Origin of the sequence: Flavobacterium sp. UBA4854, assembly GCF_002399805.1 — a bacterium.
In the GTDB taxonomy this organism is placed as follows: domain Bacteria; phylum Bacteroidota; class Bacteroidia; order Flavobacteriales; family Flavobacteriaceae; genus Flavobacterium; species Flavobacterium ginsengisoli.
Window position 1 is genome coordinate 28,345 of sequence record NZ_DHEI01000068.1, and the last position, 886, is coordinate 29,230.

2 protein-coding genes are annotated in these 886 nt (G+C 31.9%); one reads left to right on the plus strand and one right to left on the minus strand.

From position 1 onward, the window contains the following. On the minus strand, window positions 1-143 hold a 143-nt coding region (locus B3J44_RS09725), incomplete at its 3' end, for a CpsB/CapC family capsule biosynthesis tyrosine phosphatase (RefSeq protein ID WP_349678290.1). A gap of 111 nt (window positions 144-254) precedes the next feature. Between B3J44_RS09725 and B3J44_RS09730 the strand changes: the two genes are divergently transcribed. Beyond that, a partial coding sequence (locus B3J44_RS09730) for a DUF5009 domain-containing protein (RefSeq protein ID WP_286968180.1) occupies window positions 255-886 on the plus strand: 632 nt, incomplete at its 3' end.

An 886-nucleotide genomic window follows, 5' to 3' on the forward strand; every position in this document is an offset into this window, starting at 1 on the left:
TGCAAAGACAAAACCAATTCTGTTGATTTTGTAATGTTTCTTGCTCCATCATCAATCCCTGGCAAAACATGAGAATGAATATCTACAAAATTTCCGCCAAGTAGGTCTTTTAAAATGGGTTTTGATTTGAGGAATGATAACATGTGACAAAAATGTAAAAATCAGTTTTATAAGGCGCAAAATTAATCTAGAATTTGTAACCAGACATTTTAGAATTATGTTATATTTGATTTTTAGTAAAAAAGTAAAAAATTATGAAAATAAAAGAGAATCTGTTTAATCAGCGTATTGTTTCTATAGATGCTTTGCGTGGAATTACCATTTTTGTAATGATTTTTGTAAATGAGTTGGCAAGTATACAAAAAGTACCACAATGGATGAGGCATATGCCTGCAGATGCAGATGCCATGACTTTTGTTGATGTAGTTTTTCCTGCTTTTTTATTTATTGTCGGAATGTCTATTCCATTTGCTTTTAATGCTAGACTTATAAAAGGAGACATTCCTAAAACAATTTGGACGCATACATTAAAAAGAGCTATTGCACTTATCATAATTGGCGTTTTTATGGTCAATTCCGAATATGGTTATGATGCTTCTAAAATGATAATTACGCCAGTGCTTTGGGCGCTTTTAGCATATGCAATGCCAATTCCGATTTGGAATAAATATCCAAAAGATTTTCCTGTTTGGTTAAAAAATGTGCTTCAATATGGAGGAATTTTAGTTCTCATAACATTGTACTTTTTATATGTTCGAGATACTGGAGAAAGAGGAATGACGCCAAAATGGTGGGGAATACTTGGTTTAATCGGTTGGGCATATCTTTTTACGGTTATTTACTATTGGTTAGTTTCAGGAAACTTATGGGCAATGATTGCATTTTT